Source organism: Stenotrophomonas sp. BIO128-Bstrain (assembly GCF_030128875.1).
GTDB lineage: Bacteria > Pseudomonadota > Gammaproteobacteria > Xanthomonadales > Xanthomonadaceae > Stenotrophomonas > Stenotrophomonas bentonitica_A.
Genome location: NZ_CP124620.1, coordinates 2474657 through 2489189 on the forward strand (window position 1 = coordinate 2474657; position 14533 = coordinate 2489189).

12 protein-coding genes are annotated in these 14533 nt (G+C 67.5%); 5 read left to right on the forward strand and 7 right to left on the reverse strand.

What is annotated here, in order from left to right; genetic code table 11:
* Positions 1-66: 66 nt before the first annotated feature.
* From POS15_RS11115 to creB, 7 genes are all read right to left on the reverse strand, one after another.
* Complete coding sequence (locus tag POS15_RS11115; protein WP_019184450.1) at positions 67-552, reverse strand: Fur family transcriptional regulator; 486 nt, start codon at positions 550-552, stop codon at positions 67-69.
* A gap of 16 nt (positions 553-568) precedes the next feature.
* Positions 569-1972 carry a glutamate--tRNA ligase gene (gene gltX, locus POS15_RS11120; RefSeq protein WP_070473343.1) on the reverse strand — a complete coding sequence of 468 codons (1404 nt, stop codon included), beginning with the start codon at positions 1970-1972 and terminating at the stop codon, positions 569-571.
* Between the two features lie 119 nt (positions 1973-2091).
* Complete coding sequence (locus POS15_RS11125) at positions 2092-3678, reverse strand: M20/M25/M40 family metallo-hydrolase (RefSeq protein WP_284129636.1); 1587 nt, start codon at positions 3676-3678, stop codon at positions 2092-2094.
* 100 nt (positions 3679-3778) lie between these two features.
* The gene (locus POS15_RS11130) at positions 3779-4210 is read right to left on the reverse strand and encodes a hypothetical protein (protein ID WP_026069984.1); all 432 of its coding nucleotides are present in this window, start codon (positions 4208-4210) and stop codon (positions 3779-3781) included.
* Between the two features lie 9 nt (positions 4211-4219).
* Complete coding sequence (creD, locus tag POS15_RS11135; RefSeq protein ID WP_019184454.1) at positions 4220-5539, reverse strand: cell envelope integrity protein CreD; 1320 nt, start codon at positions 5537-5539, stop codon at positions 4220-4222.
* A gap of 89 nt (positions 5540-5628) precedes the next feature.
* Positions 5629-7086 (reverse strand): two-component system sensor histidine kinase CreC, encoded by a 1458-nt coding sequence (gene creC, locus POS15_RS11140; RefSeq protein WP_284128168.1) that lies wholly within the window; start codon positions 7084-7086, stop codon positions 5629-5631.
* A 2-nt stretch (positions 7087-7088) separates the two neighbouring features.
* On the reverse strand, positions 7089-7778 hold the full coding sequence (gene creB / locus POS15_RS11145) for a two-component system response regulator CreB (RefSeq protein ID WP_284128169.1): 690 nt from the start codon (positions 7776-7778) through the stop codon (positions 7089-7091).
* 45 nt (positions 7779-7823) lie between these two features.
* On the opposite strand from creB, the gene rlmJ reads away from it, so the two are divergent.
* The 5 genes from rlmJ to POS15_RS11170 all read left to right on the forward strand — a co-directional run bounded on the left by rlmJ (position 7824) and on the right by POS15_RS11170 (position 14511).
* A complete protein-coding gene (gene rlmJ, locus POS15_RS11150; protein ID WP_019184457.1) occupies positions 7824-8681 on the forward strand; it encodes a 23S rRNA (adenine(2030)-N(6))-methyltransferase RlmJ in 858 nt (285 codons plus the stop codon).
* Between the two features lie 127 nt (positions 8682-8808).
* Positions 8809-9354 carry a GNAT family N-acetyltransferase gene (locus POS15_RS11155; RefSeq protein WP_019184458.1) on the forward strand — a complete coding sequence of 182 codons (546 nt, stop codon included), beginning with the start codon at positions 8809-8811 and terminating at the stop codon, positions 9352-9354.
* A 299-nt stretch (positions 9355-9653) separates the two neighbouring features.
* Positions 9654-13121: a transcription-repair coupling factor gene (gene mfd / locus POS15_RS11160; protein WP_284128170.1), complete on the forward strand. Its 3468-nt coding sequence runs from the start codon at positions 9654-9656 to the stop codon at positions 13119-13121.
* A gap of 82 nt (positions 13122-13203) precedes the next feature.
* Positions 13204-13719: a hypothetical protein gene (locus tag POS15_RS11165; RefSeq protein WP_284128171.1), complete on the forward strand. Its 516-nt coding sequence runs from the start codon at positions 13204-13206 to the stop codon at positions 13717-13719.
* 186 nt (positions 13720-13905) lie between these two features.
* Positions 13906-14511 carry an HD domain-containing phosphohydrolase gene (locus POS15_RS11170; RefSeq protein WP_284128172.1) on the forward strand — a complete coding sequence of 202 codons (606 nt, stop codon included), beginning with the start codon at positions 13906-13908 and terminating at the stop codon, positions 14509-14511.
* The last annotated feature ends 22 nt before the right edge of the window (positions 14512-14533 follow it).

The following is a 14533-nucleotide window of genomic DNA, read 5'->3' on the forward strand; positions in this document are numbered from 1 at the left end:
CAACAGCGTACCGACCAACGGTCGGTACCTACCGGCGGATGCAGCACCATGCGGTCGGTGCCTGCCTTACCCAGCACACCGCGCGCACAGGCCATGCACTTCCAGCGTCTGCGCCTGCGGCTGGAACCCGAGCTCCTTGGCCCGCTTTTCCAGCTGACTGACAATTTCCTTGTCCTCCAGCTCCACCGCGCTGTGGCAGCTGTTGCAGATCAGGAACGGCACCGAATGCTGGGCACTGCTCGGATGGTGGCAGGCCACGAAGGCATTCACCGATTCCAGCTTGTGCACGAAGCCATTGGCCATCAGGAAATCCAGCGCGCGGTACACCGTCGGCGGGGCGTCGGCACCGACGCCCTTGCCATTGCGCACCCACTCCAGCAACTCATACGCCTTGACCGGTTTCCCGGCCTCGGCGATCAGGCGCAGCACGTTCGCGCGGATCGGCGTCAGCCGCAGCCCGCGTTCCGAGCACACGCGTTCGACCACCTTCACGAAGTCGGAGGCGTCGTGAACGTGATGGTGCGGAGCGGTACAAGCGGTCTTGGCGGACATGCGCGGTCTCCTGTGGTCAGGCCGTCGGTACTTTAGTGAGTGCGACCTCGATGCGTTTCAAGGCCTCTTCACGCCCGGCCAGGAACACCGTCTGCGAAATGTCGGGGCTGACCTGGGTGCCGGTGATGGCCACGCGCAGCGGCTGCGCCACCTTGCCCATGCCGATCTCCAGCGCCGTGGCAACGTCGTGCAGTGCCGCCGAAACGCTCTCCACCGTCCACTCGCCGGCCGCGCCCAACAGCTCGCGGGCCTTACCCAGCGCCAGTTCCGCACCCGGCTTGAAGTGCTTGGCCACCGCCGCTTCGTCGTACTCGGTCAGCGGCTGGTACCAGACCACCGCCTTCTCGGCCATTTCCTTCAGCGTCTGCACGCGGTCGCGCAGCGCCACTACCACATCCGCCGGCGCCGGACCGGCGTTCAGGTCCAGGCCCAGCTTGTTCAGCTGGTAGACCAGGTGCGGGGCAATGCTCTCCGGCGTTTCGGTCTTCAGGAAGTGCTGGTTGACCCAGCCCAGCTTGGCCATGTCCAGGCGCGCGGCCTTGGAGTTGCAGTTGGTCACGTCGAACAGATCGATCAGCTCCTGGCGGCTGAACAGCTCCTGGTCACCGTGCGACCAGCCCAGTCGGGCCAGGTAGCTCAGCAGCGCGTCGGGCAGGTAGCCGGCGTCCTTGTACTGCATCACATCGGCCGCGCCGGTGCGCTTGGACAGCTTGGCGCCCTGCTCGTCCAGGATCATCGGCATATGGCCGAACTTCGGCACGGGCGCACCAATGCCCTCGTACAGATTGATCTGGCGGGGGGTGTTGTTGATGTGGTCGTCGCCGCGGATGACCTCGCTGATGCGCATGTCCCAATCATCCACCACCACCGCGAAGTTGTAGGTGGGGAACCCGTCCGGACGGAAGATCACCATGTCGTCCAGTTCGCTGTTGGCGATCTCGATACGGCCCTTGATCAGGTCGTCGAACACCACCGTGCCCTCCAGCGGATTCTTGAAGCGGATCACGCGGTTCGGGTCGTCCTTGTACGGCAGGCCCAGATCGCGCGCGGCGCCGTTGTAACGCGGCTTTTCCTGCTTGGCCATGGCGGCCTCGCGCATCGCGTCCAGTTCTTCCTTGGTCTCGTAGGCGTAATACGCCTTGCCCTGCGCGACCAGCTGCTCGGCCACTTCCTGGTAACGGGCCACGCGCTGGGTCTGGTAGATCGGGCCTTCGTCGTAGCCCAGGCCCAGCCATTCCATCGCCTCCAGGATCGCGTCGATCGCGCCCTGGGTGCTGCGCTCGCGGTCAGTGTCTTCGATGCGCAGCACGAATTCGCCGCCACGGTGACGGGCCTCCAGCCAGCAGTACAGCGCAGTGCGGGCGCCACCGATGTGCAGGTAGCCGGTGGGACTGGGGGCAAAACGGGTGCGGCAGGTCATGGGGGGCTCAGGGCGGGAAACGGAATCCGGGCAATTTTACCCCGCCCCGGCCGCAAACCGGGCACTCCTCGCCCGGGATGGCGTGGACCGCCCGTTCCAGGCGGTCCACGCGTTGGCCCTCAGGGGGTCAGCAACGGCTTGCGCGGCAGCTTTTCATCGCGCATCGCCGCGTTGTAGACGAACGAAGCCACGATCGCGGCGGCCTGCTTCAGGTCCTCCGGCTCGGCGTGGTCCCAGGTATCCAGGTTGCTGTGGTGGACGTTGGTGAAGTAGTCCAGCCGGTCCTGGATGAACTGGAACCCGGGCAGGCCGACGCGATCGAACGCGATGTGGTCGGTGCTGCCGGTATTGCGGGTCGCCACGGTGGTCGCGGCCACGTCATGGAACGGGGCCAGCCACGCTTCGAAGATCGGCACCGCGGCCAGGTTCTCCTGCGCGTAGATGCCGCGGAAGCGGCCCGAGCCGTTGTCCATGTTGAAGTACGCCGAGAACTTGTCGTAATCGCGCTGGCGCTGCAGGGCGCCGGTGGGTTCACGCATCGAGGCCGGCAACTTGAGCTGCGCCGGGTCGGTCGGCTCGGGGTAGCGCGCGAAGTGCCTGGACACGTAATCCTGCGAGCCGATCAGGCCCTGCTCCTCGCCACTCCACAGCGCCACGCGGATGGTGCGCCTGGGCTTGGCGCCCACCGCCTTGAGGATGCGCATGGCTTCCATCATCACCGCCACGCCGGCGGCATTGTCGGCTGCGCCGGTGCCGGTGTGCCAGGAATCCATGTGCGCGCCCAGCATGACGATCTCGTCCGCCTTGCCGCTGCCGCGGATTTCGGCCAGCGTGTTGTAGCCGGGCTTGTCCTGCTCGTCGGTGAAGCGGGCCTCGACATTCACGCGCAGCTTGACCGCCTGCTTCTGGTCCACCGCGCGCACCAGCTGGTTGTAGTGCTCGGCCATCATCGCCAGCTCGGGCACGCCGACCGGTTCACCGGCCTTGCGCGAGCCGCCGCCACCGACACGGATGATGCCGTTGTCCCAGCCGCTGATGCTGATCGTGGCCAGCACGCCCTGCTCGGCGAAGAACGCATTGGTGGCGCGGGTCAGCTCCTGCTTTTCAAGGTATTCCTTGGCCTTCTTGGCACGGTCGGCCTTGGCATCGGCGACGTCCTTGGGCACCGCGAAGACCTGCAGCTCGGCCAGGCCGGCGTCGTCGTGGCGGTGCGAATCGGACGTGGTGGCCCGCTCGTAATCGCGTGCATCGTTGAGCAGCAGGATCTTGCCGGCGAGCTTGCCCTTGTACTGATCCAGGTCGGCCAGCTTCTTGATCTCGACCTTGATCACCTCGCCTTCCACGGGGCCGTTGGTGCCCGGGGTCCAGGCCTTCGGCAGCGCATACAGCGGCGCCACGCGCGGGCTCAGCAGCTCCACGCTGGCGTTGCTGAACTCCCAGCCGCGGCCGAATGCATCGAAGGCCTCGTCATGCACATTGACCAGGCCCCACTCGTTGAACTTGCTGCGGGTCCAGGTGTTGGCCTCGCCCATGGCCGGGGAATTGGTCAGGCGCGGACCGATCTGCTCGGTCAGATGGCTGAAGGTCGCCATCACCTGCGACCGGTGGAAGGCTTCCTGGCGGATGCGGCTGACCATGTCCAGGTCCACCGATTCCTTCGTCTGTGCACCGGCGACGCCGCTCAGTGCCAATGCCACGCTCAACATGCCCCACTTGAACACGATTACCCCCGCCTCTCGGCCAGACCACGAACAATCCCCGAGTCTATCCAGCACGGGGCCGGTGCCCCCGGGCCAAGAGTCATGGTCATTCCATCCAGCCGTACCAGAGCTGGCTGCGGGTGGGCAGCACCAGCAGCCAGCGGCTGCGGTCCACCGAGGCGCTGGCGTAGACCGGCGCATGCACCGGCCAGTCACCCGGCAGCCCGCGGATGCCGATCTCGCGCAGGGCCTGCGCGCCTTCGCGCCACGGCCGGTACGCGCCACACCAGTGCGGGATCGGCAGGCGCCCACGCGCCTGCCGCGCCTGTTCCAGGAAGCCAAGCCCGTGTGCGGCGATGGCCGCGCAGGTGGCCGGCGCCAGGCCGAAGCGCACCAGCCCCGGCGCTCCCTGCACGCCGGGCAGCGCCATCAACGGTGAGGGCCAGCCCGAAGCCTCCCCCTCCAGGAGTGAGGCCACCTCCAGCCGGGCAGGGAGCGCCCGGCGCACACGTTCGTGCAGACAGCGATGCAGGCTCATCATCGTTGCTCAGCTCAGGCGTGCGCCGAGTTCGTACCAATCCACCCGGCGGGTCACCCACATCACCGCGGCCAGCACGCCGAACAACAGCAGCGAGCCCATCAGCAGCGCGTTGTTCTCCGAGATCAGCAGGCCATACAGCGCGCCGTACAGGGCGCTGAGCATCACCGCGAAACCCAGGCCGCGTTGCCAGCTCTTCAGTACGCCGGACAGATACACGGTCTGGATGCCGATGCATGCCAGGGCCGAGAGCGCGTAGGCCTGCCAGAACGCGATGTGCTCGGAGAGGCTGAGCAGCAGCAGGAAGAAGATCGCCAGCGCCAGGCCCACCATCAGGTACTGCAGCGGGTGGATGCGCAGCTGCTTGATCAGCTCGAACAGGATGAAGCCGACGAAGGTGAGCAGGATGAAGAGGATGCCGTACTTGCTGGCACGATCAGCCTGGGTATACACGTCGACCGGATTGACCAGCTCAACGCTCACGGCCTCGGCATCGATGTCCGGGCGGTTGCGCAGCTGGTGCTGGGCGCGCGACGCCAGCGAGGACACCGCCCACTGTGCATCGAAGCCCTGTGCATCGACCTTGCGCTCGTTGGGCAGGAAGCTGCCACCGAACAGCGGATGCGGCCACGGCGAGCGCAGCGCGATGCGGCTGTCATCGCCCACCGGCACCACCGACAGCGAGCGCGTGCCATCCAGCACCAGCTCCAGCTCGACCTTGCTGCCCTTGAGCACGCCACCGCGCTCATCCTCCAGGCCCGGCAGGCCCACGTGCAGGCCAGTGCCGATGCCACTGACGCCGCCAGCGTCGGGCAGCAGCGCCAAGGCCGAGCCATCCACACGCAGGTTCGGCGAGCCGACCAGACCGCGCACGTCGGCGATGCCCACGGTCAGGAACGGGGCGCCATACACGCGGCCGGCCTTCACGGGATAGTCGTCATCGGCGAATTCGGCGCTGATCGTCGCCTTCCAGCTGTAGACCGGCACGCGGAACAGGCCGACGCGGCGCTCGTCCGGCTGCATCACGCCGTCCACCTTGAGCGTGGCCGGCATCTGCAGCCACTGCCCCTGCTCGACCTGCTTCTCCTTCTTCTTGGTGCCTGCCGCATCCACCACCTCGACCTCGCGGGTTTCGGTCCACGGCACCACCCGGATCGGGCCGGTCAGGATCTGCGCGCCGGCACGGCTCTGCGCCACGCGCTGGTAAGCCTCGTCGCGGTAGGCCTCGCGCTCGCGGATCACGCCCTTGATCAGGCTCAGCGGAATCAGCAGCAACAGGATCAGTCCGCCCACGATGGCGAACCGCAACAGCATCTTCAGGGATTTCATGACCCGTCCTCGGTTGGGAGGGGGCCAGCTTCCCGCGTGCCGGTGTGCGGGGTTTGTGCCGAGGTTGAAGTCTGTGTGAAGTGGCGCGGTCAGCGCCGCGGCGGTACCGAGGGCAGCCGCGACGGCAGCCACAGCACCGCCTGCGCGCCGCCCTGCTCGCGGTTGCGCAGGCTGATGCGCCCGCCGTGCAGGCGCGCCACTTCCTGCACGAAGGACAGGCCGAGGCCGGAGCTGCGCTGGCCGGTGCCCGGGCGCGCCAGCGAATAGAAGCGCTCGAACACGCGGTCCAGCGCATAGTCGGGCACGCCACTGCCGTGGTCGGCCACGGTCAGGGCGAGGCCATCGTCTTCTGCATGGGCGCCAACCGTGATGACCGTGCCGGCCGGTGAGAAGGCCACCGCGTTCTCCAGCAGATTGTTCAGTGCCTGGCGCAGCAGATAGCCATCGCCCTGGATGCTCTCGGCGCCGGCTTCCACCCGGATCGCTACGCCGGCCGCCTGCGCACGCACCGCCACCGCATCGGCCGCGGCCTGCAACAAGGGCGCCAACGCAAGGCGCTCATGCTTCTGCAGCCAGCCATACTGCTCGACCTCGGCCAGCGCCAGCAGCTTGTCGATGGTTTCGGTGAGGCGCTGTGCCTGGCTTTCGATGCTGCGGGCGAAATGCGCGCGGTCGGCATCCGGCAGCGGCTCCTGCAGCAGCTCGGCCGCGCCGCGGATGGCCGCCAGCGGGCTCTTCATCTCATGCGTCAACGACTGCACGTACTGCTCGACGTAGGCCTTGCCTTCCAGCTTGCGGCGCATGGTTTCCAGGGCCTGGCCCAGATCGCCGATCTCATCGCGGCGCGGCTTCGGCGGCGGGACCGGCTCCCCGGCGCTGACGGCCTTGGCATAGCGGTTGAGCCGGTTCACCCCGTGCATCAGCCACGCCGTCATCAGCAGGCCGATCAGCGCTGACAAGCCGATCAACCACGCACCACGCTTCATGATGGCGCGCTGGCTGGCCGCGATGAAGGGATCGATGCTGCGGTTCGGCTGGGCCAGGCTGAGGACGCCGATCAAGCGGCGGCCATCGGCGGGATCGAAGATCGGCGCGGCCACGTGCATCACCGAGTGGGTATCGTCGCCGGGGGTTTCCGGGCTGGACCGCGCACCATACTCGCCGCGCAGGGTGCGATAGACATCGTTCCAGCGCGAGTTGTCGCGGCCGACATCGCGGCCGGTCGAGTCATACACGACGATGCCCTTGGCATCGGTGATGGTGACCTGGTAATCCAGCGTGCGCTTGGGAAAGCGCCATACCATCGCCTTGGGGTCGCGTCGCTGCGCACGCGCCAGGTCGGCGACGAAGCGGCCGTCGCGGATGTGCCCGGCCTTGAGATCGGCCGCCGCCATTTCCGCCAGCACGTTGGCCGCATCGACCAGGGTCGATTCCATCGCCTGGCGCACGCCCGGCTTCACTTCGTTGACGAAGATGCGCATCACGAAGAACGCGGCGATGCCCACGATCAGGAAGAAGCCCAGGAACAGTTTCAGGCCCAGCCGCATGCCTACACCTCCAATGCGTAGCCCAGGCCACGGTGGGTGCGGATCGGGTCGGTCTCGGCACCGGCGGCACGCAGCTTGGCGCGCAGGGTCTTGACGTGGGTATCGACGGTCCGGTCGGCACTGTCGGCGTCGCTGTCCCAGCCACGGTCCATCAACTGGGCGCGGCTGAGGATCGCGCCGGGTCGCTGCAGCAGGGCGGCCATCAGCGCGTATTCGTAGCGGGTCAGGTCCAGCGACTGGTCGCCGAACCGGATCCGGCTGCCCTCGCGGTCGATCGCAAAGCGGCCGTGCTGCTGCCAGCCCGACGTCTCAGCGGGGGCCACGGCACGGCGCAGGCGCGCGCGCACCCGTGCCACCAGCTCGCGTGGCGAGAAGGGCTTGGCCATGTAGTCATCCGCACCCAGTTCCAGGCCGAGCACGCGATCGAACTCGTCGTTGCGGGCGGTCAGGAAGATCACCGGCACCTCGCTGAAGGTACGCAGGGTGCGGCAGACCTCGAAGCCACTCATGTCCGGCAGGCCGACATCCAGCACCACCACGTCGAAGGCGTGCTGGCGCAGGCGGGCCAGCGCCTGCCCGCCGAGCAGGCAGTGCTCGGCGCCGTAGCCTTCGCTGCGCAGCGCATACAGGACGGTGTCGGCGATGGCGGTTTCGTCCTCGACCACCAGGACGTTGTGCAGGGGGTGGCTCATGCGCGCAGCATAGCCGCTGGGCCCGCCGCCCCGTACACTGCGCCGATGAATTACCGCCACGCCTTCCATGCCGGCAACCATGCCGATGTGCTCAAGCACATCGTGCAGCTTGCCCTGCTCGACACCTTCAAGCGCAAGGACAGCCCGTTCTTCGTGCTGGACACCCACGGCGGCGCTGGCCGCTACCTGCTGGCCAGCGAGGAAAGCCGCAAGACGCTGGAGGCCGAAGACGGCGTGATGCGCCTGATGGCCCAGCCCCAGCTGCCGGCCGTGGTCGAGCGCTACCTCAAGGCGGTCCAGGCCGACAACCCGGTCGGGGCGATGATCAGCTATCCCGGCTCGCCCCTGTTGACCGCCCAGACCCTGCGCGAGCAGGACCGCATGGCCGTCTGCGAAGTGCAGGACGCCGAGGCCGCGGCGCTGAAGGCACTGTTCGCCCATGACAGCCGGGTCGGCGTATACCACGCCGATGGCTATGCCCAGAACAAGAAACTGCTGCCGCCCAAGGCCAACGGTGTGAAGATCGGCCGCGGGCTGGTCCTGATCGACCCGCCTTACGAAGGGCAGGACGCCGAGTACCAGGCCATCCTGGCCTCGGTGACCGAGATCCTGGGGCGCTGGCCGCAGGCCAGCTTCGCGATCTGGTTCCCGATCAAGCAGCGCCGGACCATCCTGCATTTCCTGCGCAAGGCCTGCGCCCTGCCGGTGAAATCGGTGCTGACCGCCGAGCTGCTGATCCGCCCGGACGACTCCCCGCTGCGGCTCAACGGCAGCGGCATGCTGCTGCTCAACCCGCCGTGGCAGTTCGACCAGGTGCTGGCCCCGGCGATGCCGGCGCTCAAGCAGCACCTGGGCGAGGCAGGCGCCTCGACCCGCCTGCAGTGGCTCAAGCAGGCCGAATGACCCCCTGAATCCCAGGCCGGCACCCCGGCCTGGCCGGCGCCTCCCGGCCGACACGGCGTGAGTGATCCGTTCACGGAACGCTGCCCCCGGGATGCGAGAATCCGAAGACCACCAAGGAATCACCGGTATGGCTACCCGTAACCGCATGCCGCCCTGGCACGAGATTTTCAAGGCACCCAGTGGCCACGAGCTGCTGATCCGCCCCATCCGGCCCGAAGACGGCCCGCCGCTGCATGCCGCGTTCAGTCTGTTCGGTCCCGAAGAGATTCGCGACCGTTTCCTGCAGTCGGTGACCGAACTGTCGCCGGAAACGACGCAGCGCCTGACCCACCCGAATCCCAAGAGCGAAATCACCCTGGTCGCGGCCGAGTCCCTGCCCGCCGGTGAAGCCGTGGTGGGTGCGGTTGCGCGCGCCTCGATCATTCCCGGCACCCGCGAAGCCGAGTACGCGATCCTGGTCAGCCGCTTCCTGGTCGGCCAGGGCCTGGGCCGCCAGCTGATGCGCAAACTGGTCAAATGGGCGCGCGGCAAGTACCTGGATCGTCTGTACGGCGATGTCGCCGAAGAGAACGAGCCGATGAAGCAGCTGGCCGCCTCGCTGGGCTTCCAGCCGATCCCGCACCCGAACGGCACCCCGGGCCTGGTGCGCATGGTGCTGGAACTGGACAGCTGAAACGGGGGCGCGTGTCCGCGCCCTGATCCTGATCCGTAGAGCCGGCCGCTGGCCGGCTCGCGGACATCATGCATCGCCTGGAGCCGGCCAGCGGCCGGCACTACCGCACTCCCGGCACTACCGCACTCCCGGCACTACCGCACTACCGGCACGACCGGTACTACCGGCACTCCCGGTACTACCAGCACGACCGGCACGACACCGGCACGATCGGCACGACCGGCAACGGGATCGTCCCTGCGCTTGCCGCCGCTGGATGACGCGGCCGCCACGTTGCGGTCTGCTAAAATCGACGGTTCATGTCACGCACCTCCTATCCCGCTCCGCCGCTGCCACGTCCTGGACAGCTCCGCGCCTGGTGGCGCGCTCCCGCTTCGGCGACAGCGCTGGCGTGGTACATCGCCCGCGCGGCACAGTCGCACGACGGGCCGTTGCTGGTGGTCGCACGCGACAACCACGGCGCGAACCAGATCGAAGCGGATCTGCACACCCTGCTGGGCAGTGCCGGCGATGTGCCGATCGGGGCCTTCCCGGATTGGGAAACCCTGCCCTACGACGCCTTCAGCCCGCACCCGGACATCATTTCCCAACGTCTGGCCGCACTGCACGCCCTGCCTGCGCTGAAGCGCGGCATTGTGGTGGTGCCGGTGCAGACGCTGCTGCAGCAGTTGGCCCCGCTCAAGTACGTCATCGGCGGCAGCTTCGACCTCACCGTCGGCCAGCGCTTGGATCTGGACGCGGAGAAGCGCCGCCTGGAATCGGCCGGTTACCGCAACGTGCCGCAGGTGATGGACCCGGGTGATTTCGCGGTGCGTGGCGGTCTGCTCGATGTCTACCCGATGGGCGCCGAGGCGCCGCTGCGGGTGGAGCTGCTCGACGAAGACATTGATTCGATCCGCGCCTTCGATCCGGAATCGCAGCGCTCGCTGGACAAGGTCGAGGCGGTGCACATGCTGCCCGGCCGTGAAGTACCGCTGGATGATCTCAGCGTCTCGCGCGTGCTCAACACGCTGCGCGAACGCTTCGACGTGGATACCCGGCGCAGCGCGCTGTACCAGGATCTCAAGGCCGGCATCGCGCCGGCCGGCATCGAGTATTACCTGCCGCTGTTCTTCGACAAGACCGCGACCCTGCTCGATTACCTCCAGCCCAACGTGCTGCCGGTACTGGCGCCGAACGTGTTCGATGCTGCGGCCGCCTTCTGGGCGCAAACGCAGAACCGCTACGAGCAGCGGCGGCACGATGTGGAGCGCCCGCTGCTGGCGCCGGAAGAGCTGTATGCCAGCCCCGAGCAACTGCGCGCCACGCTCAACGGCCTGGCCCGCGTTGAAGTCTGGCCGCCGGATCACGACCGCATCGGCGATGCACAGCCGCTGGGCGACCAGCCCCTGCCTCCGCTGCCGGTCGCCGCGCGCGATGCGCCGGCCGGGGAAGCGCTCAAATCCTTCATCGGGCATTACCCGGGCCGGGTGCTGATCGCCGCCGATTCCGCCGGCCGCCGCGAAGCGCTGCTGGAAGTGCTGCTCGCCGCGGAGCTGAAGCCGCCGGTGGTCGCCGACCTGCCCGGCTTCCTGGCCGATGACAGCGTGCGCTTCGGCATCACCGTGGCGCCGCTTGAAGACGGCTTCGCGCTGGAGAACCCGCCGATCGCGGTGCTCACCGAGCGCCAGCTGTTCCCGGAACGGGCCGGCCAGCAACGCCGCAGCCGCCGTGCCGGGCGTGAGCCGGAAGCCATCATCCGCGACCTAGGCGAGCTCAGCGAAGGCTCGCCGATCGTGCACGAAGACCACGGTGTTGGCCGCTACCGCGGACTGATCGTGCTCGATGCCGGCGGCATGCCGGGCGAGTTCCTGGAAATCGAATACGCCAAGGGCGACCGCCTGTACGTGCCGGTCGCCCAGCTGCACCTGATCAGCCGCTATTCCGGTGCCTCGCCGGAAACCGCTCCGCTGCATTCTCTCGGTGGCGAGCAGTGGACCAAGGCCAAGCGCAAGGCGGCCGAAAAGGTCCGCGACGTCGCCGCCGAACTGCTGGAAATCCAGGCGCGTCGCCGTGCCCGTGCCGGCCTGGCGCTGCACGTGGACCGCGCGATGTACGAGCCGTTCGCGGCCGGCTTCCCGTTCGAGGAGACGCCCGACCAGCTCGCCGCGATCGACGCGACGCTGCGCGATCTGGCCAGCAGCCAGCCGATGGACCGCGTGGTCTGCGGCGACGTCGGCTTCGGCAAGACCGAAGTCGCCGTACGCGCCGCGTTCGCCGCGGCCAGTGCAGGCAAGCAGGTGGCCGTGCTGGTGCCGACCACGCTCCTGGCCGAACAGCATTACCGCAACTTCCGCGATCGTTTCGCCGATTGGCCGCTCAAGGTGGAGGTGCTGTCGCGCTTCAAATCCACCAAGGAGATCAAGGCCGAACTGGAGAAGGTCGCGGCCGGCACCATCGATGTGATCGTCGGTACGCACCGGCTGCTGCAGCCGGACGTGAAGTTCAAGGATCTGGGCCTGGTCATCGTCGATGAAGAGCAGCGCTTCGGTGTGCGCCAGAAGGAAGCGCTCAAAGCGATGCGCGCCAACGTGCACCTGCTCACGCTGACCGCCACGCCGATCCCGCGCACGCTCAACATGGCCATGGCCGGGCTGCGCGATCTGTCCATCATCGCCACGCCGCCGCCGAACCGCCTGGCGGTCAAGACCTTCATTACCGCCTGGGACAACGCGCTGCTGCGCGAGGCGTTCCAGCGCGAGCTGGCCCGTGGTGGCCAGCTGTACTTCCTGCACAACGACGTGGAGAGCATCGGCCGCATGCAGCGCGAGCTAGCCGAGCTGGTGCCCGAGGCCCGCATCGGCATCGCGCACGGGCAGATGCCCGAGCGCGAGCTGGAGCGGGTGATGCTCGACTTCCAGAAGCAGCGCTTCAACGTGCTGCTGTCGACCACGATCATCGAATCGGGCATCGACATCCCCAACGCCAACACCATCATCATCAACCGCGCCGACCGCTTCGGCCTGGCCCAGCTGCACCAGCTGCGCGGCCGTGTCGGTCGCTCGCACCACCGTGCCTATGCCTACCTGGTGGTGCCGGACAAGCGCGCGATGACGCCCGATGCCGAAAAACGCCTGGAGGCGATCGCCTCGATGGACGAACTTGGCGCCGGCTTTACCCTGGCCACGCACGATCTTGAGATCCGCGGTGCGGGCGAACTGCTCGGCGAAGACCAGAGCGGGCAGATGGCCGAGGTCGGTTTCAGCCTGTACACCGAACTGCTCGAACGGGCGGTGCGCAGCATCCGCCTGGGCAAACTGCCGGACCTGGATGCGGGCGAAGAAGCGCGCGGTGCCGAGGTCGAACTGCATGTGCCGGCGTTGATCCCGGACGACTACCTGCCCGACGTGCACACCCGACTGACCCTGTACAAGCGCATCAGCAGCGCTCGCGACGGCGGTGAGCTGCGCGAACTGCAGGTGGAGATGATCGACCGCTTCGGCCTGCTGCCGGACCCGGCCAAGCACCTCTTCGCCATCGCCGAGCTCAAGCTGCAGGCCAACGTGCTGGGTATCCGCAAGCTGGAACTGGGCGAGAACGGTGGACGCATCGTGTTCAATCCCAAGCCGGAGATCGACCCGATGGCGGTGATCCAGCTGATCCAGAAGCAGCCCAAGCTGTATACGATGGATGGGCCGGACAAGCTGCGCATCAAGCACCCGTTGCCGCTGCCTGAAGACCGCTTCAGTGCCGCCAAGGCATTGCTGCTGACCCTGTCCCCGCGCTGATTGATCTGCAGGGTGCCGGTCCGCCGCGGGCGGCAGACCGGCACCCTTTCCGTTTCCTGCGCCCGCGACAAGGAGTGTTGCCGTGAATCGTTTCGGCCCCCTTCTGCTCGCCACCAGCCTGGGCCTGCTTGCGGCCTGCCACAGCGGCATGAGCAACCGCGATTGCCTGCATGAGAATGTCGCCAGCTGGAACGGCACGGTCAGCATGGTCGAGCAATGGACCAACGGCCCGAACGGCGAGTCCTTCCATGCGTCGCTGCAGGACGGCAAGAGCATGCAGCAGCATCGCTTCGGCCTGAAGAACGCGCACAAGGAAATCGCCGACCGGCTGGTCTTCGTCCAGCAGTTCACCCATGGTAAGGACGCCGATGCACTGCACCAGAACCTGCTCGATTCCCTGAAGAGCACCGAACACATGCTCGCCGTAATGGAACAGCTGGCCGCCCTGCCCGGTGGCTACAGCGAAGAACAGGTCACCCCGCTGCTGCAGACGCTGGATGAGGCCGTGACCAGAATGGACGAGGACATGCAGACCCTGAGCGACGCGCAGGACGCCTTCGCCAAAGCCCATCGCATCCACCTGCAGACCACCGGCTGAGCCACGCCGCCCCGGTTGCCGATACGGCCGGGGCCAAATGCTGCATGCGACTGAACGCACAGCCCCACGCGGGACCGTCGATGCCCCCCGCGTGACACTGATGCGGGTACCCTATGCGCCGCCGCCCCGGCCCGCTCTCGCGGGCCTTTCCGTTTCCTGCGCAGCTTCGCCGCGCCGCCAGTTCCGATGCCCAAGCCCAGACCTCCCGACCTCCTGCACGCGCAGGCCTGCCTGATCGACGCCCTGTCGGTGTCGCTGCAGATGCGTGATGCCTATACCCGCCACCACTGTGACCGCGTGGGCCTTCTTGCGCAGCACCTTGCCCTGCACTGCGACCTGGATGAGGACGCCTGTGCGCAGGTCGGCCTGGCCGCGCGCTTCCACGACATCGGCAAGATCGGCATCCCCGACGAGGTACTGCTGAGCCCGCGCCGGCACAGCGACGAAGAGCGCGCGATCATGCGCGAGCACCCGGTGCGCGGCGAGCACATTTTCCTGGCCACCGGTCGCAGCGATGCGGCACCGGTCGCTCGCCTGATCCGCGCGCACCATGAAGCGTTCGACGGCAGCGGCTATCCCGATGGCCTGCAAGGCGAGGCCATTCCGCTCGGCGCCCGCATCGTCACCATCGTCGATGCCTACGATGCGATGACCAGCGTGCGCCCTTACCGCGCGGCGATGGAGCACGAGACGGTGCTGCGGATCCTCGATGAGCAGGCCGGTGGTCTGATCGATCCCTACGTGCTGCAGCGTTTCCACGGCATGCTCAGGAACGAGCCGGCGCTGGCCTGATGAACACACCGAACGGCACTTC

What these genes read in the sequence shown, in the direction of transcription:
- POS15_RS11115 (WP_019184450.1), bottom strand. Translation starts at nt 552, where the DNA reads ATGTCCGCCAAGACCGCTTGTACCGCTCCGCACCATCACGTTCACGAC.
- POS15_RS11155 (WP_019184458.1), top strand. Translation starts at nt 8,809, where the DNA reads ATGGCTACCCGTAACCGCATGCCGCCCTGGCACGAGATTTTCAAGGCA.
- creD (WP_019184454.1), bottom strand. Translation starts at nt 5,539, where the DNA reads ATGAAATCCCTGAAGATGCTGTTGCGGTTCGCCATCGTGGGCGGACTG.
- mfd (WP_284128170.1), top strand. Translation starts at nt 9,654, where the DNA reads ATGTCACGCACCTCCTATCCCGCTCCGCCGCTGCCACGTCCTGGACAG.
- creC (WP_284128168.1), bottom strand. Translation starts at nt 7,086, where the DNA reads ATGCGGCTGGGCCTGAAACTGTTCCTGGGCTTCTTCCTGATCGTGGGC.
- gltX (WP_070473343.1), bottom strand. Translation starts at nt 1,972, where the DNA reads ATGACCTGCCGCACCCGTTTTGCCCCCAGTCCCACCGGCTACCTGCAC.
- POS15_RS11125 (WP_284129636.1), bottom strand. Translation starts at nt 3,678, where the DNA reads ATGTTGAGCGTGGCATTGGCACTGAGCGGCGTCGCCGGTGCACAGACG.
- creB (WP_284128169.1), bottom strand. Translation starts at nt 7,778, where the DNA reads ATGAGCCACCCCCTGCACAACGTCCTGGTGGTCGAGGACGAAACCGCC.
- POS15_RS11130 (WP_026069984.1), bottom strand. Translation starts at nt 4,210, where the DNA reads ATGAGCCTGCATCGCTGTCTGCACGAACGTGTGCGCCGGGCGCTCCCT.
- POS15_RS11170 (WP_284128172.1), top strand. Translation starts at nt 13,906, where the DNA reads ATGCCCAAGCCCAGACCTCCCGACCTCCTGCACGCGCAGGCCTGCCTG.
- rlmJ (WP_019184457.1), top strand. Translation starts at nt 7,824, where the DNA reads ATGAATTACCGCCACGCCTTCCATGCCGGCAACCATGCCGATGTGCTC.